The sequence below is a fragment of the Candidatus Tumulicola sp. genome, assembly GCA_035601835.1.
In the GTDB taxonomy this organism is placed as follows: domain Bacteria; phylum Vulcanimicrobiota; class Vulcanimicrobiia; order Eremiobacterales; family Eremiobacteraceae; genus DATNNM01.
In genome coordinates this window covers 16,245-32,900 of record DATNNM010000013.1, presented here as the reverse complement: position 1 = coordinate 32,900, position 16,656 = coordinate 16,245, and the positions used below count along the sequence as shown (strand labels likewise).

Below are 16,656 nucleotides of genomic sequence, written 5' to 3'. Positions count from 1 at the left end.
GGGACTACAGTGCTGCGGTTTTTGCCCGGCCGCTGTAGCCGAGTTTGCCGGAGATCTCTTGCGCCTTTTCCACGATGCCCCGGATCAAGCGCTCCTTTTGCAGCGCCTGTTGACCGAGCTTGGGCACCGCGACCGAAATCGAAGCGACTGGCTTGCCCGAGAAATTGAAAAGCGGAGCGCCGGCGCAATACAGACCCTCTTCGGTCTCTTCATTGTCCTCGGCATAGCCTTGGCGGCGAACTTTTTCCAGTTCCTGGCGAAGAGCTTCGGGATCGGTGATCGTGTTGCTCGTGAATCGCGCCAGCGGCTTTGCGGAGATGATGCGATCGATCTCGGCGCGCTCCAAATGCGCCATGAGCGCCTTGCCGATGGCCGTCGAGTGCAACGGCCGGCGCGAACCGATGTCGGCGTACATCTTGACCGAGCGCCGCCCGTCGGCTTTTTCGAGGTAGACGATCTCGGCATCGTCGACCACGCCTAGGAAGACCGTCTCGCCCAGGCTGGCGGCGAGCTGCTCCAGGTAGGGCTTGGCCACCGTATGGGCCTCCATGGAGCGCAGGATGCCGCAGCCGACCTCAAATGCCTTGATCCCGAGGGAATAGCGGGCGTTATCCGGGTTCCATTTGACGAAACCCCTGGCCCTGAGGGTCTGGAGGATGCGGTGCACGCTGCTTTTCGACAGACCAATCGCCTGGCCGAGTTCCCGGACGCCGACCTCCTTGGTCTGCGTCCCCAGATATTCGAGGATGACGAGCGCGCGATCGACCGAATTGACTTTCGATTCGCCCCTCGGCTTGGCGTTTGTGTTCACTTCACCGGACGCAATAACCACGGTTTCCTCCACGCAGGGATCGGTCTTCTAAACGCTCGTTGGTGATGAAAAACTCGGCTAAGAGCAGCATCGCAACGGGACAATTAAGCGCCTCGCAACGGGACGCTCTTCCCGCCAGACTGAACCGGTTCCTTTCCGCGAAACGCCTCCATCAGACGCGGCGGCGAAGCCCTTTGCGCCCGTTTACGTGTGCGTCAGTGTGATATTGACCGTGTTGTTCTGCCCGGCGATGACGGGCGCGTTCACGGTCTTCGAGGCAAAGCCGGCCGCCGAGGCGGTGATGACGGTGCTGTTGCCCGGATCGGCCGGTACGGTATCCGCTTTGTAGGTTCCGTCAGCGCCGGTCTTGACGTCGATCGTGAAATCGATGAGGACGTCGGCGTTCGCGATCGGCGTGCCGGTATCTGACGTCACGGTGCCGAGCACCACGCCGTAGTTTCCCTTGGGCGCCGCCGGGTTGCCGCAGCCGCTCAGCACGAGGGCCGCAGCGAACGCAGTCAGCGTGATCAATCGAAAGTTGCGCATTGTCGGTTGTGTCCTTCGCAGACGCCCCTAGGGCCGGGGCCATTCCGCGAGCGCCCTTGCAACTCTTCTCCGGAGATTCAGCCCGCAAACAGCTTGCGTGCGATGATGAACGCCACGATTCCGGCGATCGCGAATATGGCCACTACCGCGATGGCGTCGCCCAGGCCGGCCCTTCCCTGCAGCGCTCCGCCGCAGATCGCCGCTACCGCTTTTCCCAGATTCAGGTCGAGCCGGGCGAACGGATTCGAAGGAAGACCTTCGACGTGGCGGGCTTCTGCCGCCACTTGCTCCGGCGTCCAGCCGGCCTCGTCGATGACGCTGGCAAGCGTGCCGTCCGGCGCGACCACCACCGTGCGCTCGTTGTGCAGCAGTTCCCCGCCCGGCGCGGTCACAACCGAGATGCCCAGCGACCGCTCGAAAAGGTCGAGCGCGTCTGCGTCGCCCGTGAGCACCGACCACGCCGATCCATCGACATGATGCTCTCTCGCGTAGCGCGCGATCACGTCGGGGGTATCGCGCGCCGGGTCTATGCTCACTTCGACAAGCCTGAATCGGTCGTGGGGCAGCATCGTCGCTAGGCGGGCGAACTTGTTGGTGACCAGCGGGCACTGATCGGTGCAGTGGGTGTAGACGAAGGCGATGACAAGCGTGCGCCCGCGCCAGTCTGCCAGCGAAACCGCGCGCCCGGCCTGATCCATGAAGCGCGTCGCGGGGAGCTTGCCGCCGACGGCGACGCCCTGCACGACTCGATCGAAGGGGTTGCCGTTCGTCGGACCTGCTGCCCATGCCGGGACCGCTGCAAAGAGCGACAGGCCCACGACGGCGAAGGCCATGGACGTGAAAGCGGTCAGCGGACCACCACTCAGCGCGTTGGAACGCCGGCGCTTGCTGGTCATGCGCGCGTGGCGGCCAAACGAGCGGCTTGTCGTCGCGCGCGGTTTTTCCGGTCGTTTCGTCACGGCGTTGGAACCTGCTGTCATCGCTATCTTGTTCGCGGCTTTCACATTCGGGCTCGATAACGTTCGACGCCATGCCGCCGCGGACCTGAACGGTTATCAATATTTCGTGGCGCTTTTCGGCCTCGGCGCCGCGGTCTTCACCCTCTACGCCATTGCGCTGGTCCTGGCCCCGCTGCGCGCGCTCTTGGAAACGCGAAAGCCGATCTTCATCGTCGATGGCTACCTGCGCACCCGCGGCCGCGACGATTGGTCGGATCGCGACACCAGCGGCTATATCGCCGTCATGCTGGACGACGGGCGCGTCGCGTGTGAGTGGCCGGTCCACGGCGATACTGAACTGGTCTATGCGGTTCACCCCGCGTACATGGAGTTCAGCGAGTTCGGCGGCATCCACAAAGTGGACGGTCAGGGGACCGGCGTGCTGTCTGACGAGATGCCCCCGTTCGGGGTCGGCATCAACCACCCGTTGTGGCGGAAGCGCTCCTAGAGCTTCCCGCCCAGTTCGATTCTCGGCGTGCTATCGGCCGGCCAGACGTGGTTCTCGCCGGCTTTGTTCACCGAAATGAAGCCCATGAAGAAAATCACGAGCACGCCGATCAAGAAGAAGTATTGCACCACCGGCGGCACGCCGCGGCTCTTGGTGATCTCGTACGGAGTGATGTTTCCGTGCTGCGCCATGCCGCTCTCCTAGACCCGTCCCCAGACGTTGACGGCCACGAGCAAAACGATGATGCAGCCGATCGTCAACAGCACCATCATGACCTTGGTGACATGATCCTCGAGGTTGATCTTCGGCCACTCGGCGATGAGCGATTTGACCGCGAAAAATCCGACCACGAGCGCCCCGATGAAGGCCAGGATCTTCTCGATGAGGTGAATGTCCATCTCAGGCCCCCATCAATACACGTAGAACAGGCTGAAGAGCGCGACCCAGATGACGTCGACGAAGTGCCAGTACAGGGTCGCCGCGGTCAGGCCGAAGTGGCGCTGCGTCGTATACACGCCCTTGAGCGTTTGGATCAGCACGGTGATCAGGAAGATCACTCCGATGAACACGTGGAAGCCGTGCATGCCGGTCAGGGTGAAGAACGACGCGCCGAACGTGGTGCCGTTCCACGTCACGTCGTGGCGGATGAGCGTCGTGTACTCGATGACCTGGCCGCCCAAGAACATCAAGCCCAAGACGATCGTTGCGAGCACGAAGCCGACGAAGCGCTTGCGGTTCTCGTGACGCATGGACTCCATGGCGAAGTGCATGGTGACGCCGCTTCCGAAAAGGACGATCGAGTTCACGGCCGCCAGAAACACGTCCGGGCGCTCGAGGCCGGGCGGCGGCCAGACCGGCGCTGCAGCCCGGTTGTACAGATAACCGAAAATGAACGACATGAACAAGATCGAGTCGCTGATGAGGAATAGCAAGAACCCGAGCAGCCGGTGCCCGCGGACTTCCTCGTAAAGCGCGTCGTCGACGTGCAGTGCGTGGGTTGCCATCAGTGGAGCGGCACCGCGTCGGGATCTTGCTTGATGTTCGCGTACGGCAGGGGCTTGCCGTATTCGTACGGGCCGGACAGCACGATCGGGATCTCGGCGAAGTTGTAGTACGGCGGCGGCGATGTGGTCATCCACTCAAGGGTGCGCGCGCCCCAAGGGTTGCTGCCCGCCCTCTCGCCGCCGCGCGCGCTGCGCAGCGCATTGTAGGCGAAGATGAGCATGGAAGCGCCCAGCACGAATGCCGAGATCGTGATGAACAAATTCGTCGCTGAGATCGTGCGCAGAAGCTCCGGGTCGAACTGCGCGAAATAGGTGGCCACGCGCCGCGGCATGCCGAGCAAGCCGATCCAGTGCATCGGCAAGAAGGTCGCGTTGAACGCGATGAACATCAGCCAGAAGTGCCACTTGCCGAGGCGTTCGTCCAGCAGCCGTCCCGTCATCTTCGGCCACCAGTAATAGAGGCCGGCGAAGATGCCGAACATGCTGCCGCCGAAGAGCACGTAGTGCAAATGCGCGACTACGAAATAGGTCGCGTGCTCGTGGATGTCCACCGGTACTGAAGCCAAGAACACCCCGGTGACGCCGCCGAACGTGAACGTCGACAGGAACCCCATGACGAACAACAGCGGAGAGGTCAGGCGGATGCGTCCGCGCCACAAGGTCGTCACCCAACTGAAGATCTTGATGCCGGTCGGGATCGCGACCGCCATGGTGAGGATCATGAAGGGCAGCTGCACCCACTGCGCCAGGCCGCTGGTGAACATGTGGTGCGCCCAGACCATGAACGAGATCAAACCGATCCCCACCGACGAGTACGCGATCGCCTTGTAGCCGAAGATCGGCCGGCGCACGAACGTAGGGATGACTTCGGAGATGATGCCGAAGGCCGGCAAGATCATGATGTAGACGGCCGGGTGCGAGTAGAACCAGAACACGTGCTGCCAGAGAACCGGGCTTCCGCCCCGCGCCGGGTCGAAGAACGGGATGTGGAAGATCTGGGCGATGAACAGGCCGGCCAACGCGGCCGACAGGTTGGCCGTAGCGATCGCCGACAGGAATGCGGTGACGACCGTGGCCCAGACGAACAGCGGCATACGCGTCCAGGTCATCCCCGGCGCGCGCATCTTGATGACGGTCACCAAGAAGTTGATGCCGGTGATCGTGCTGGACACACCGATCAGGAAGATGGCGGCCGACCACATGGCGGTGCCGGGCGTCATGAGACTCACCGGTGGATATTCGGTCCAGCCCGCTTGCGGCGCCCCGACCAAGAAACTGCCGAACAGCAAGATGCCCGCCGGCGGGAAGAGCCAGAAGCTGAACATGTTCAACCACGGAAAGGCGACGTCACGGGCGCCGATCTGCAGCGGCATGACGAGGTTGCCGAAGGCGCCGGTGAGGATCGGGATCGTGACCAGCCACACCATGGCCGACCCATGCACGGTGAAAGCCTCATTGTAGGTGGTCGGACTGAGCACGTTGTTGTGCGGCCCGGAGAGCTGTGCGCGCATGAGCTCGGCAAGAAGGCCGGCCAGCACGAAGAACAGGCCGCTCGTGATGAAATATTGGACGGCGATGACTTTGTGATCGAAGCTGATGATGTACTTCGATACGAACCCGGTCGGCGGCGGGTGGATGTGTTCCTGGGGTTCTACTGCGACTTCGCCAACTGCCATGCTGTTATTCTTTTCCTTATGTTACTGGTGGATGGACTTGAGGTAGGCCACGAGGTTCGCGACATCTTTCGCGGATAAACCGTTTTGCTGCATGCTCGGCATGGTGCCCATCGGGCCCTGGGCGCCGTGCTGGATGAGCGCCGCGACGTCCTGCGGTGTCGCCGCTTGTCCGTTGACGAGTTTCGGATGTTGCGGGTCAGCGAAAATGTTACCGAGCCCCGGGCCGACCTTCTTCTGGTCAAACCCACCCACGCCGTGGCACGCGACGCACTTCTTGCTGAACAATGTCGCGCCGCTCGCCTCGTCGCCGCCGGCCAAGCTGATGGTGCCCGTCATCGCTTGCGAGCTCGAGGCTTGGCGGGTCTTCTCCTGAGCGAACCACGTGTCGAAGGCCGCCTGCGACTCCACGATGACCTTGCCGACCATGTCGGAATGGCCAAGGCCGCAAAATTCCGTGCAGATGATGCGATACGTCCCGATGCGAGTCGGCTTGAAGTGGATGGGCACGACCATGCCGGGGATCAAGTCTTGTTTGACGCGGAATTCCGGCGCCCAAAAGGAATGGATCACCGCTTGGCTTGGGTCGGTTTCTGCTGACGTCAGATCGATGGTCACCAATTTGCCGATCGGTAGGTGCAGTTCGCCGTTGACCGGATCTTTCAAGCCCGGATACCTGAACTCGTAATAGAAGCGATGGCCGATCGCTTCGACCGTCGCCTGGCTCGCGGCGTCTGCCAGGTAGTATTCGGGCATGACGATGTAGCTCAAAATACCGAGTGCCACCATCAAGATCGATGGGATGACGGTCCACAACGTCTCGAGCGCCGTGTGATCGTGGATGTCCGAGCCGACGGCGGTTCTGGATTGACCTTTGCGCAGGTGATAGCGCCATGTGAAATACAGGATGTAGCCGTTCACGAAGATGATGAAAGGCACGCTGAAGAACGACATGAACTTGAACAGATAATCGATGTGCTCGGCAGCGGACGAGGCTTTGGGCAAGAACTCGTCGATAGGGAAAATCACGACGCCCCACATCAGAACGCCGCTCAGAACGGCCATGAGGGCCGTCACACCCCAAAATTCGCTGTCAAGCAGCGACGCTTGCCGCGAGCCTGAGTCCATTTTGTCTCCCGCGCGAGCGATTACACGACTGCTGCGTGGCATCCTCGGCGCGACGCCTTAGCGTGCGCGGTTTGTCGCAGTGCTTCAGCTCGGAGCCTGCCGAAGGTGGGAATCGAACCCACATGAGGGGTGACCTCGCACGATTTTGAGTCGTGTGCGTCTGCCAGTTCCGCCACTTCGGCTCTTGTACGACTCTTAGGGCGTGCGCCGCCGCTGCCCTGCAATCACGTGCCGGAGCCGTGGCGGAGCCGATCGATGACCATCGCGCCGAACAGCAGCGCGAGATACAGCATGGAATATTTGTACAGCGCGCGCTCGGACGCCACGGTCCCGAGCACCGTCACGCGCCACGCGTACCAGAAAAAGGCGAGATCAAGCAGCAACGCGCACGCCAAGTACACCCATCCCATCACGTGCAGCGGCGTCAGAGCCAGCGTGAGTCCGGCAAGCGCTACGGTGTACGCGAGGATGTGACGCTTGGTGACGGCGTCGCCGCGCACGACGGGCAGCATGGGCACGTTCACTTTGGCGTATTCGTCTTTGGCGATCAGCGCGAGCGCCCAGAAATGCGGCGGCGTCCATACGAACACTATAAGGAAGAGCAGCAGCGCGGTAAGCCCGAGGTGGTTTGTCACCGCCGCCCAGCCTACGAGCGGCGGAATGGCGCCCGCGGCTCCCCCGATGACGATGTTCTGCACGCTCGTGCGCTTGAGCCAAAGCGTGTAGACGATCACGTAGAAGAGAACGCCGCTCAGTGCCAGGCTTGCGGCGAGCAGGTTCACGGTCAACGACAGTTCGACGAACGACGCGATCGCGAGCACGATGCCGAAGGTCAGCGCGTTGACCGGCGCGATCCGCCCGCTCGGGATTGCGCGTCTGCTCGTGCGCTTCATGAGCGCATCGATGTCGCGGTCGAAATACATGTTGAGCGCGCCGGAAGACCCGGCCGCGAGCGCCCCGCCGAGCAGCGTCCAGAACACGAGCGGAAGCGACGGCGCGCCCCCCGCGGCGATCATCATCGCCATCAGCGTGGTGAACAGCAGCAGCGTCATGACCCGCAGCTTCATGAGGGAAAGATAGTCGCGAACCGTCTTCACGTCTGTCCGGCCCTCGTATAGGCGAAATACGCGAGCACGACGAGTGCAGCGACCAGCAGCGCCCCGTTCGCCTGATGCAGCGAGCGCAGCGCCGGCTCCAGCCGCGTCATCACGGTCAGCGCGCCGAGCAGCGCTTGGATGACGACGAGGATGGCCGCGATCCAAGCCGTGCCCACGACGGCGCGGCTGCGCACCTTCGAGTTGGTCGCCGCGACGAGCACGATGAGCACGGCCGCGATCGTCGCGTACGCGGCGAGCCGGTGCGCCATGTGCACCTGCTCTGCGCTCGTCACCGGACCCGACCAACCGTGACAGAAAGGAAACTCCGTGCATGCGATGCCGGCGCCTGCGGCGCTCATGTAACCGCCGGCGATGATCGCCACGAACGCGAAAAGTCCTGCGACCAGCGCCAGCCGCGCGAAGCTCAACTGTGCCGGACTTAATTGACCGCCCTGTAGTGCCGGGGCTTTAGCCCCGGAAGCCTCTCCCGCGAGCAGGCCGATGACCAACAAACTGACGAACGTGCCGATGCCAAGCGCGAGGTGCGCCGCCACGCTCGGCGGGCTATTCGCGAATTTGATCGTGAGCGCGCCGACGAGCACTTGCGCGACGAGCAACCCGAAGGAGACCCATGACGCCCGATAGGCCGCCGGCAGCTCGCGCCGGCTGCGCCACGCGAGGACAACGGTTCCGAGCACGAGGAGCGTGAGGATCGGAGCGCCCAGCCGGTGCGTCCACTCGTAGAACACGCTGTCGTTCAGCGCGGGAAACCAGGCCCCACGGCAACGCGGCCAGTCGGGGCAGGTCATGCCGGCGCCATTGATGCGCACGATGCCGCCCCATACGACCAGCGCGAACGCGAATACGGCGGAACCGAATGCGCTCGCGCGAAGCGCGCGAACGCCGGTGCTGGGTGCGGCTGGGGAGACGCCCATGGCCGGTCATTCCGGAAGCACGTGGACCACGCCCTCCACGCCGCAGGCGGGAGGGCGACAAAGGTCGAGTCTCTTAGCCCGCCATCTTCTGCATCATCGAGGGCAAGCTGTATCCTTCGTATTGCACGACTGCCACGAGGCCGCTCATCTGATCGCGGTTGTCCACCATATGCGACACGATGTGGCAATGCAGAGGCCACACGCCCGGGTTGTTCGCGATGAAGTCGATGTCGATCGTGCGACCCGGATCGACGGGTATCGTGTTCATCGGGCGCGGTTCCGGCAGCGGCGCGCCGTCCTGCGCGATCCAGCGGAACCAATGCCCGTGCAGATGCATCGGATGCGCCATGTGCGTGATGTTGGCAAAGCGTATGCGCACGAGATCGCCAGGCTTGACGCGGATCGGCGCGGTCGCCGGGAACGTCTTGCCGTTGAAGCACCAGTACTCGATCATATCCATGCGCTCCATGGCGTCGCCCATGCCGGGGCTGGGATCAGCCTTGGGATTGGCGGCCATCGATGGCATCAACATGCTGTTGGCAAGTATCGCCTGCGCCTCGATGCTGCGCGCCGGCTCCCACCCGATGGAGGTGACGACGATCGGAAAATCCACGTCGTAGCGCGGCTCGCGCGACGGTTCCTGCGGATCGACCACGATCATGCCGACCACGCTGTCCTGGTCCATGTCGTTGTAATGCGAATGATACATGTACGAGCCCGCCTGAGGCGCGATCCAGCGGTAGACGAACTGCTGGCCGGGCGCGATCGGCTGCTGCGAGATCATCGCGACCCCATCCATGGCGAACGGCACGGGAACGCCGTGCCAGTGGATCGACGTCGCCTGCGCCAGGCGGTTCACCACCGTGATCTCGACGTCGTCGCCCTCGGTCATGCGCAGCTCGGGACCGGGCGAGATGCCGTTGATGCTGCGCACCTGAACGGAGTGACCGGGCAGCGGCTCGACCAGCGCCGGGGCCAGCACCAGCGTGAACGTGCGCTTGCGGCCGGTGCGCTTGATAGCGCCGGCCGGCTTGAGCTTCGGAAGCGCGCGCAGCCCCGCGGTCGTTAGACGGCTCAACTCATCGGCGGCCCTTGGCGCGCCGCTTATCGGCGCGGCCCCCGCCATCGCGGCGGACGCGCGTGAAGTCGCCAGCGCCAACGCGCCTGCGCCGCCGAGTCCGATCAAGTCTTTGCGTGAAATCATCGCGAGCTCCCTGAGGCGGTGTTCGACCCCGATGCCAGATTCAGGGTCTCCAGGAACGCCGTGAGGTCGGCGATCTCTTGGCTGGTCAAGCGCAGCGCCGGCGCCACGGCATGATGCTGGCGGATGCGCCACGCGATCGCACTGGGGGTCGAGGCCGCGGCCAAGCCGCCCAAGCTCGGGCCCGACGCTCCTTGCGCGGCTGCGCCGTGACACTGCGCGCAGCTGCGACCGAAGAGCACGTGGCCCGCGCCTGAGTCGCCGGACTCCACGCCCGCGAAATAGCCATCGTTGCCCGTGTCGAATGGCTTTTGATCGAGCGGATAGACAGGCGGCGGTACCGCCATCGACATCGCGCCTCCCATGGCCATCCCGCCGGGATTGGCCTTGGCGATGTCGCCGCCGACGCTGTGCCCGGGCGTCAGTGAGACGACGTAAGCGATGAGGTCTGCGATGTCCGTTTCGCTGAGCTTGAAGTCGGGCATCGGAGCGACGGGGTGCTTCACGAAACTGTAAAGCTCATCCGGCGTCACGTGATCGGCGAGCCCGATGAGCTTGGGTCCGATGCCGCCGCCCGCCCCACCCGCGCCATGACAAGCCGCGCAGTTGTGGGTTTGGAAAAGCGCTTGACCGTTGACCGCGTTGCCGTGCGCGAGCTGGACGTCGAGCGTTGACATGCTCATCCCCGGCATGCTCATCCCGGGCATGTTCATCCCGGGCATGTTCATGCCGGTCATCTTCATGCCCGGCATGGCGCCGAGCACCGGCTGCGCGAGCACGTCACGCCGCGACCATGGACCGGCCCACTCGACCGCCATGCCGAACTGCGAACCGGTGGCCAGTCTGCGGCCTTCGAGCGTGAGCTTGGTGTTGGGCGTGAACTGATGGATGAGATCCAGCGTGACTCCGGCCGTCGGCGAATCGCCGGTGGCCGAATCCCAACGCAGCACACCCCAGTTGCCGCGCGAGAATCGGTACTGGGCTTCGCTGAAGAAGCCGCGCGCGTGCGTCGTCTCGCCTGTGCCGAACGGATCGGAGTCGCTGCCCAATTGGCCGACCGCCTGGAATTGCAGACGCTGATCGCCGGGCGGGATGTACTGGAGGTAGAGAGCGGAGCGATTGAAGCGGTTAAAGGGCGCGCCGACCATCGCCGGCGGCGAGTAGCCGCGGATGAGGCCCACGCCGAAATTGAACGGGCTTTCGCCCATCGTCATCATGGAGAAATCGAGGCTGTGATCGTGGTTGCCGGCGAGTTGGAAGGCACCTGGCTGGCCGATGAGATCGTTGCCGCCAAGAGCCGAGAGGCTGTACATCAGCGAGCCTTGCATTCGCGAGAGCGTGACGCCCCAGTGGCTGTCGTCTTCATTGAAGCCATTGGAGCCGATGGTCGAGCTCGTCGTCGCGTATGGCGCAAGCGTGATGCGGTGCGCCGGCATGAAGGGGAACGGCGTGTGGAACTTGCCGACCTGCAGGTCGCCGGTCCCCCCGAACAAGTTGTTATACGAGAACCAGAATTGGTCGGTGCCGCCGATGAAGCCGCCGTCGACGATGTGCTGCTCCAAGTAGTACGTGAAATGCGGCCCGATGAATCCGCCGTTGAGAATCCCGAGATTCTTGGTATGCAGCTTGGGTGGCGCCGGGTTGCCGTCAGGAGCCGACGAGTATTCTTCCTCGAAGACGAAGGAGGTGAAGCCGGGGTTTTTTCCGGCGTGATACGGCAACGACGCAAAATCCCCCATCATGACCATCATTCCATAGTTCGTCATGCCTGGAAAAACGGTGTGGCAGAGCTCGCACGATGCGCCGGTGCGCTTTGCGAACATAGGGATCGCCTGCGCGGGTTGCGGCCGTAAGGCTTCCGCGCACCAACCGACGCCGAGCGCGATGGCGACGATGAGGAACGTAAAAGGCAAGGGTGAGTATCTTAACGGCTTCACGGTTCTCCACTCCAGTACAAGCGCTCCAGGCGAGCGCTTTAGCTGCGGGCCTAAAGAACCGTGATGGGCGGAGGACGATTAGCGATGCGCCGCGCGAGCGGGCTGTAAAAGCTACGGTCGGTGAAAGACGCGTAAGCGTAGTAGGCCGGCCGTAGCGGCGACTGCTTGTCGATCAGGAGCCGGCGGATGGCCGGACCGATCGCGCGCGCGAGCGCCGCAGCGGCGGCGGCGATGGCGCGAGTCGCGAAGCGAAGGCCGCCGAGCACGACCAGCGTTGCCAGCAGGTGCGCCGCGAGGCCGAAGGCGACTGGTGTGCCCAACGTCGCCATGAGTCCTAGAGGATGGCCGAAGGCGGCATTCTGCTCGACCGCTTCCATCGCGAAGAACACGAGCAGCTGGAGCGTCAGAACCGCGGGCGCGAGTTTAGCCACGGGGGTCCGCGCCATATGTGCAGAGAGCGCGGCGACCCAGTCGCCGCGGACGCCGAGCGCGCGCGCCAGCGCATCTCCAAACAGGCCGAGCGCGACCACCAGGGCTACGATCCCCGCGGCGAGCAAAACGGGCGTGAGAGCCTCGTGGCGATATGCGCCAAAAGCGCTTACGACGACGCCGGCCCTGGTGAGGGCCGCGACCACACTATGCCCGAGCGCTGCAGCGCAAAGAGAGGCGATCGCGACGAGGGAGAGCGAGAAGAGTCGCACGGTCATCCATCTTTTCTGGGGACGCGGAAAAAGGTCCTAGCTTGGGCAAGGTGGCCGCGTGGCTTCGATCGTTCTTCCCGCGCTATCCAGCGGCGATGGCACCTTTGAGGTGCCGGGCGACAAGTCGATTTCGCATCGCATCCTCATGCTCTCCGCCATCGCGCAGGGAAACACCCTCGTCGACAATTGCAACGCCGGCGAGGATGTGGAGCGGACGCGCCGCGCTCTGACGTCGCTCGGCGTCGCGATCAACGGATCTGACCGGCGATTGACGGTGTTTGGCGCGACCGAGCTGCGTGAGCCTGGGAGCACGATCGACTGCGGTAATTCCGGCACGACCATGCGCCTGCTCATGGGCCTTCTCGCCGATCGCACGCGCGCGGTGCTCGACGGCGACGCGAGCTTGCGGCAGCGGCCGATGGAGCGGGTCGCCTCGCCCTTGCGCGCGATGGGCGCGCGGATAGAGACGAGCTCTCTTGGCCGGCCGCCGGTCACTATCGAGGGCGCCAGCGCCGGTCTCCGTGGGATAACGCATGCGATGCCCTTCGCTTCCGCGCAAACGCGCTCGGCGCTCCTCATCGCCGGGCTGCGAGCCGAGGGCGAAACCAGCGTCTCGAGTCCGGCGGTGTGCCGCGATCACGCCGAGCGCATGCTCGCGGCCATGGGCGCGCGCGTGTCCGTCGCCGGCTTGAACGTGACGGTCTCGCGATCTCCATTGACGGCGATTCCGTCTTACGAGGTCCCAGGCGACATTTCGGCGGCCGCGTTTTTTCTCGCAGGCGCCGCGGTCGCACAGCCGGGCGGGCGTCTGAGCGTTCGCAGGGTCGGTCTAAATCCGACCCGCACCGCGGCGCTCGACGTGCTCCGCGACATGGGTCTGCGCATCGGCGTCCGCAATCTCCTCGAACGCCACGGCGAGCCGGTCGGGGATTTAGACATCATCTGCGGCGTGCAGCCCCACAAGCGCGAATTGCATCTGGACTCTGGCGTCGTACCGAGCTGCATCGATGAGATCCCGATGTTATGCGCGCTGGCCGGCGTCGTGCTCGATCGCTTCACCGTGCGAGGCGCCTCGGAGTTACGCGCGAAGGAATCGGATCGCGTCACATCTACGGCAGAGCTCCTGCGCGCATTTGGGATCACCGCTCAAGAGCTGCCGGACGGTATCGACGTCACCGGCACGCGAAAGCTGATCGCACCCGAACGGATCTCAACAGGGGGCGACCACCGCATCGGCATGACGGCTGCTTTTCTCGCGCTCGCCGCGCGCCATGCCATCGTCATCGACGCCGCCGAGTGCATCGCGACCTCGTTCCCGGGGTTTGCGCAAGCGTGGACCGGGGTGTTCCGGGGCTAAAGCCCCGGCACTACGTCAGTTCCTGCGAAGGGTGCCGCGAAGGAAGGGGACGGCACGGTCGAGCGCGTCCTCTACGACATCCGCCGACTGTTTTACGGCATAGACGAGCGCCGCGGCTGCGAGCGCAGCGTCCGCGATGGTGCGCTCCAACGTGACGAGGTTCTGCTGCAGTGATTCCAAGTTCGGCGCAAGCTCGGAGGCGTGAGCGGAGATCTGCGCTCCCAGCGCGGCGAGCCTCAGAGCCGACGGCCGCTGCTGCAATCGTTCGGCCCTGTGCTGCAGGCGCAGAATAAAAGGCACGCTCGCCGCGAGCGCCACCAACGCGGCGACGAGCACCACGATCGCGGTCCACAGGCCGATGGTTCCTAAGATGCTCACTCCGGGGCTAAAGCCCCGGCACTACATTTTATCAACTTTTTGCCGAGTCCGTTGATGGTTTTGGCTCCGAGGGTTTCGCGTCCGGCTTTTTGTCCGCCGGCTGTGCATCTGCCGGCTTCGCCTCAGTGCTCTTCGAATCCGGCGCCGCCTTCTTCTCACCGGAATAGTCGGTCTTATGAAACCCCGAGCCCTTGAAGACCAGGCCTACGGGATGAAAGATGCGCACGAGGACCCCTCCGCAGGCCGGACACTTCGTGGGCCGCTCGTCGTTGAAACCGTGTTCGATCTCATGGGTGCGATTGCAATCCTTGCAGCGATACTCGTAGACCGGCATCAAACAAAAAGCGGTTCTCTGGTCCCGAGGGATTCGGCCTCAACCCCCTGATGCGCATCCTCGATGACGCTCTTCAGGTGCACCAGCGAGTTGCGCAGCTCGGCGGCGAGGCGCGGTTTGCGGAGCAGCGTGTCACCTGCCTGGCTTAACCATCCACCGAAGACGGGGTACGCGATGCCGCACACAACGCGCGTGCAGTCCGTCCGCTGTTCGAAGCGCAAATCGATCCGGCGCGACGCCGAAAGCGCGCCTTCCAGACACAGGAACGCGTTGCGCACGTAGCGGGTGACCTCGAAGTCTTCTTGCCAGCGCCGCCGGCCCTCGCGCATGCAGAGATGCACTTCTTCTCCGAATTGGAGCTCGTGCCGGTCAGGCTGTTGTGCCGATACGACGAACGAAAACCATAGAGGCCAGCGCGTGACGTCAGTCGCAAATGCGAACACCGGCCCGACGGGCACGCGCACGTCGATCGATTGCGAACACACAGTTTTCATAGCGGCACCCCTAATTTGTTATCGGAACGCAGGAAGCAAAACCCCACTTGCGGGACGACACCGGGATCATGCGACTGCGCGCTGCGGCATTGGTGGTCAAGAACGGAAGCATTCTGCTTGCTCGTCACCTCAAGGATGGTCGCGTGACCTACTTGTTGCCGGGCGGCGGCGTGCGAGGGATGGAACCCGCGATCGCTGCGCTCGCGCGCGAACTCCGAGAAGAGGCGGACTGCGAGGTCAGCGTGGGCCCGCTCCGCTACGTGATCGAGACGATAGCGCCGCCCGGCGGGCGCCATCTCGTGCAGCTGGTCTTCGAAGCGGCCATCATCGGCGAGATCGGCCGCTCGAGCGACGCGCGCGTGCTCGAATGCGCGTGGCATTCGATCGCCGCGCTGCGCGCCATCCCGTTCCATCCGGATGCCGGGGTCCAGATCGCCGACGATGTCGAGCGCGGTGTGACGGGCTTGCGCTATCACATCGCTCCGTGGAGAGAGCCAGACTAAAGTCTGGCTCGCAACACCCGGGGCTAAAGCCCCGGCACTACATGTACTTGCTACTTGTTGTAGCGTAGGAACGCCGGGACCTCGATCTCGTCCATGTTCACCGGCTTGACTTTCTCGATCTCGCCAACGCCGATCGTCCGGGAGCGCTCGCGAGCGCGGGAACCGAAGCCGGTCGCGAGCACGGTGACCCGCACCTCGCTGTTCATGTTCTCCTCAATCGTCGCGCCGAAGATCACTTCCGCGTCGGGGTCGACAGCCTTGCTGATGACTTCCGCCGCTTCGTTGACCTCGTACATCGAGAGATCCGGCCCGCCGTAGATGTTGAAGATCACGCCGCGCGCGCCGTCGATGGTCGCTTCCAGCAGCGGGCTGGACACGGCCTTTTGCGCAGCATCGACCGCCCGATTCTCGCCCGAGCCTCTGCCGATACCCATCAACGCCGAGCCCGCATCGGTCATGACTCGCCGTACGTCTGCGAAATCGAGATTGATGAGCCCCGGCTGCGTGATAAGGTCAGTGATGCCTTGGATGCCCTGACGCAGTACGTCGTCGGCGTAGCGGAAGGCCTCCATCAGCGGCGTGCGACGCTCGATGACGGAGAGCAGCTTATCGTTTGGTATGACAATCAGCGTGTCCACCTTCTGCTCGAGCTCGGCTATGCCGCGCTCAGCGATCTGCGCGCGCTTGCGCAACTCGAACCCGAACGGCTTCGTCACCACGCCGACCGTAAGCGCACCGGCTCCGCGCGCCATCTCGGCGACGATCGGCGACGCACCCGTGCCCGTACCGCCGCCCATACCGGCGGCGATGAACACGAGATCAGCACCCTCGACGAGCATGGCGATGTCTTCCTTCGACTCCTCGGCTGCTTGACGGCCGATCTCCGGATCCGCGCCGGCGCCGAGGCCCCGGGTCAGTTCCTTGCCGAGCTGCAGCGTGTTCTCGGTGCGCGAAGCCTTGAGCGCCTGCACGTCGGTGTTGATCGCGTAGAAGTCCGCACCCCTGATCCCCGCGTCCACCATGCGGTTGACGGCATTGCAGCCGCCGCCGCCGACGCCGATGACCTTGATGCTCGCCATGTGATCCGGCACGTAACGCCGATCGTTCATCC

At 63.9% G+C, this 16,656-nt stretch carries 20 protein-coding genes and 1 tRNA gene; 3 read left to right on the top strand and 18 right to left on the bottom strand.

Going from position 1 to position 16,656, the window contains the following annotated elements:
* Positions 1-4: 4 nt before the first annotated feature.
* From VN934_09040 to VN934_09030, 3 genes are all read right to left on the bottom strand, one after another.
* Positions 5-844 carry an IclR family transcriptional regulator gene (locus VN934_09040; protein HXM18947.1) on the bottom strand — a complete coding sequence of 280 codons (840 nt, stop codon included), beginning with the start codon at positions 842-844 and terminating at the stop codon, positions 5-7.
* Between the two features lie 171 nt (positions 845-1,015).
* Positions 1,016-1,357 (bottom strand): carboxypeptidase-like regulatory domain-containing protein, encoded by a 342-nt coding sequence (locus VN934_09035; GenBank protein ID HXM18946.1) that lies wholly within the window; start codon positions 1,355-1,357, stop codon positions 1,016-1,018.
* Positions 1,358-1,434: 77 nt separating this feature from the next.
* Positions 1,435-2,190, bottom strand: a complete 756-nt coding sequence (locus VN934_09030; GenBank protein ID HXM18945.1) for an SCO family protein — start codon at positions 2,188-2,190, stop codon at positions 1,435-1,437.
* A gap of 4 nt (positions 2,191-2,194) precedes the next feature.
* Here VN934_09030 and VN934_09025 point away from each other — a divergent pair, with 4 nt between their 5' ends.
* On the top strand, positions 2,195-2,803 hold the full coding sequence (locus tag VN934_09025; protein ID HXM18944.1) for a hypothetical protein: 609 nt from the start codon (positions 2,195-2,197) through the stop codon (positions 2,801-2,803).
* Here VN934_09025 and VN934_09020 read toward each other — a convergent pair.
* The 11 genes from VN934_09020 to VN934_08970 all read right to left on the bottom strand — a co-directional run bounded on the left by VN934_09020 (position 2,800) and on the right by VN934_08970 (position 12,485).
* Entirely contained in the window at positions 2,800-2,994 is a 195-nt protein-coding gene (locus tag VN934_09020) for a hypothetical protein (GenBank protein HXM18943.1), read from the bottom strand. The genes VN934_09025 and VN934_09020 overlap by 4 nt on opposite strands.
* A 9-nt stretch (positions 2,995-3,003) precedes the next feature.
* Positions 3,004-3,201 (bottom strand): hypothetical protein, encoded by a 198-nt coding sequence (locus VN934_09015; protein ID HXM18942.1) that lies wholly within the window; start codon positions 3,199-3,201, stop codon positions 3,004-3,006.
* A gap of 12 nt (positions 3,202-3,213) precedes the next feature.
* Positions 3,214-3,807: a heme-copper oxidase subunit III gene (locus VN934_09010; GenBank protein HXM18941.1), complete on the bottom strand. Its 594-nt coding sequence runs from the start codon at positions 3,805-3,807 to the stop codon at positions 3,214-3,216.
* Positions 3,807-5,483 carry a cytochrome c oxidase subunit I gene (ctaD, locus tag VN934_09005; GenBank protein HXM18940.1) on the bottom strand — a complete coding sequence of 559 codons (1,677 nt, stop codon included), beginning with the start codon at positions 5,481-5,483 and terminating at the stop codon, positions 3,807-3,809. The genes VN934_09010 and ctaD overlap by 1 nt, the downstream gene beginning before the upstream one ends.
* 21 nt (positions 5,484-5,504) lie before the next feature.
* Positions 5,505-6,608 carry a cytochrome c oxidase subunit II gene (gene coxB, locus VN934_09000; protein ID HXM18939.1) on the bottom strand — a complete coding sequence of 368 codons (1,104 nt, stop codon included), beginning with the start codon at positions 6,606-6,608 and terminating at the stop codon, positions 5,505-5,507.
* A gap of 97 nt (positions 6,609-6,705) precedes the next feature.
* A tRNA-Leu gene (locus VN934_08995) sits at positions 6,706-6,790 on the bottom strand.
* Between the two features lie 42 nt (positions 6,791-6,832).
* On the bottom strand, positions 6,833-7,705 hold the full coding sequence (locus VN934_08990) for a heme o synthase (GenBank protein HXM18938.1): 873 nt from the start codon (positions 7,703-7,705) through the stop codon (positions 6,833-6,835).
* The gene (locus VN934_08985) at positions 7,702-8,640 is read right to left on the bottom strand and encodes a COX15/CtaA family protein (GenBank protein ID HXM18937.1); all 939 of its coding nucleotides are present in this window, start codon (positions 8,638-8,640) and stop codon (positions 7,702-7,704) included. The genes VN934_08990 and VN934_08985 overlap by 4 nt, the downstream gene beginning before the upstream one ends.
* A gap of 73 nt (positions 8,641-8,713) precedes the next feature.
* Positions 8,714-9,844 (bottom strand): multicopper oxidase domain-containing protein, encoded by a 1,131-nt coding sequence (locus VN934_08980; protein HXM18936.1) that lies wholly within the window; start codon positions 9,842-9,844, stop codon positions 8,714-8,716.
* The gene (locus VN934_08975; protein ID HXM18935.1) at positions 9,841-11,754 is read right to left on the bottom strand and encodes a cytochrome c; all 1,914 of its coding nucleotides are present in this window, start codon (positions 11,752-11,754) and stop codon (positions 9,841-9,843) included. The genes VN934_08980 and VN934_08975 overlap by 4 nt, the downstream gene beginning before the upstream one ends.
* Before the next feature lie 74 nt (positions 11,755-11,828).
* The gene (locus VN934_08970; GenBank protein ID HXM18934.1) at positions 11,829-12,485 is read right to left on the bottom strand and encodes a hypothetical protein; all 657 of its coding nucleotides are present in this window, start codon (positions 12,483-12,485) and stop codon (positions 11,829-11,831) included.
* A gap of 52 nt (positions 12,486-12,537) precedes the next feature.
* On the opposite strand from VN934_08970, the gene aroA reads away from it, so the two are divergent.
* Entirely contained in the window at positions 12,538-13,836 is a 1,299-nt protein-coding gene (gene aroA, locus VN934_08965; GenBank protein ID HXM18933.1) for a 3-phosphoshikimate 1-carboxyvinyltransferase, read from the top strand.
* Positions 13,837-13,851: 15 nt separating this feature from the next.
* On the opposite strand, the gene VN934_08960 is transcribed toward aroA, so the two are convergent.
* From VN934_08960 to VN934_08950, 3 genes are read right to left on the bottom strand one after another with little or no spacing between them, the layout of a single operon-like run.
* Positions 13,852-14,214 carry a hypothetical protein gene (locus tag VN934_08960; protein HXM18932.1) on the bottom strand — a complete coding sequence of 121 codons (363 nt, stop codon included), beginning with the start codon at positions 14,212-14,214 and terminating at the stop codon, positions 13,852-13,854.
* Positions 14,215-14,245: 31 nt separating this feature from the next.
* Entirely contained in the window at positions 14,246-14,548 is a 303-nt protein-coding gene (locus tag VN934_08955; protein ID HXM18931.1) for an FmdB family zinc ribbon protein, read from the bottom strand.
* Positions 14,548-15,042, bottom strand: coding sequence for an SRPBCC family protein (locus VN934_08950; protein ID HXM18930.1), 495 nt, complete (start codon positions 15,040-15,042; stop codon positions 14,548-14,550). Before VN934_08950 ends, VN934_08955 begins: the two co-directional genes overlap by 1 nt.
* Positions 15,043-15,089: 47 nt before the next feature.
* Between VN934_08950 and VN934_08945 the strand changes: the two genes are divergently transcribed.
* Positions 15,090-15,545, top strand: a complete 456-nt coding sequence (locus VN934_08945; protein ID HXM18929.1) for an NUDIX domain-containing protein — start codon at positions 15,090-15,092, stop codon at positions 15,543-15,545.
* A 50-nt stretch (positions 15,546-15,595) separates the two neighbouring features.
* Here the strand turns inward: VN934_08945 and ftsZ are convergent, their stop codons facing one another.
* On the bottom strand, positions 15,596-16,654 hold the full coding sequence (gene ftsZ, locus VN934_08940; GenBank protein HXM18928.1) for a cell division protein FtsZ: 1,059 nt from the start codon (positions 16,652-16,654) through the stop codon (positions 15,596-15,598).
* Between the last annotated feature and the right edge of the window lie 2 nt (positions 16,655-16,656).

Bases quoted from the DNA above. Each gene is read 5' to 3' on its own strand.
- VN934_09035 (HXM18946.1), bottom strand. From the start codon at position 1,357: ATGCGCAACTTTCGATTGATCACGCTGACTGCGTTCGCTGCGGCCCTC.
- VN934_09030 (HXM18945.1), bottom strand. From the start codon at position 2,190: ATGGCCTTCGCCGTCGTGGGCCTGTCGCTCTTTGCAGCGGTCCCGGCA.
- VN934_09020 (HXM18943.1), bottom strand. From the start codon at position 2,994: ATGGCGCAGCACGGAAACATCACTCCGTACGAGATCACCAAGAGCCGC.
- VN934_09015 (HXM18942.1), bottom strand. From the start codon at position 3,201: ATGGACATTCACCTCATCGAGAAGATCCTGGCCTTCATCGGGGCGCTC.
- VN934_09010 (HXM18941.1), bottom strand. From the start codon at position 3,807: ATGGCAACCCACGCACTGCACGTCGACGACGCGCTTTACGAGGAAGTC.
- ctaD (HXM18940.1), bottom strand. From the start codon at position 5,483: ATGGCAGTTGGCGAAGTCGCAGTAGAACCCCAGGAACACATCCACCCG.
- coxB (HXM18939.1), bottom strand. From the start codon at position 6,608: ATGGACTCAGGCTCGCGGCAAGCGTCGCTGCTTGACAGCGAATTTTGG.
- VN934_08985 (HXM18937.1), bottom strand. From the start codon at position 8,640: ATGGGCGTCTCCCCAGCCGCACCCAGCACCGGCGTTCGCGCGCTTCGC.
- VN934_08980 (HXM18936.1), bottom strand. From the start codon at position 9,844: ATGATTTCACGCAAAGACTTGATCGGACTCGGCGGCGCAGGCGCGTTG.
- VN934_08970 (HXM18934.1), bottom strand. From the start codon at position 12,485: ATGACCGTGCGACTCTTCTCGCTCTCCCTCGTCGCGATCGCCTCTCTT.
- VN934_08955 (HXM18931.1), bottom strand. From the start codon at position 14,548: ATGCCGGTCTACGAGTATCGCTGCAAGGATTGCAATCGCACCCATGAG.
- VN934_08950 (HXM18930.1), bottom strand. From the start codon at position 15,042: ATGAAAACTGTGTGTTCGCAATCGATCGACGTGCGCGTGCCCGTCGGG.
- ftsZ (HXM18928.1), bottom strand. From the start codon at position 16,654: ATGAACGATCGGCGTTACGTGCCGGATCACATGGCGAGCATCAAGGTC.